The organism is Mycobacterium sp. NGS45 (assembly GCF_059812645.1).
Genome location: NZ_JCALDB010000071.1, coordinates 1 through 227, shown reverse-complemented (window position 1 = coordinate 227; position 227 = coordinate 1). Strand labels below are relative to the sequence as shown.

General features: G+C 65.6%; 1 pseudogene. It reads left to right on the top strand.

Annotation, left to right across the window (positions count from 1 at the left end):
* Nucleotides 1-227 (top strand): annotated as a pseudogene (locus AC5Y3P_RS22380) (HNH endonuclease); the annotation flags it as partial.

Here is a 227-nt window from a genome sequence, read left to right as displayed (position 1 = left end):
GATCGGGGCTGTACGGGCCCGGGCTGCACCGTGGCGGCCTATCACTGCCAGGCCCACCATTTGGAACACGATTATGCCGAGGGGGGTCGCACCGACATCGACTTGCTCGGGTTGGCCTGCGGGTCCAACAACCGGATGGCCACCACCCACAACTGGATCACCCGCCTCAACCAAGCGGGCCGGGTCGAATGGATCCCACCCCCACAACTCGACCCCACCAGAACACC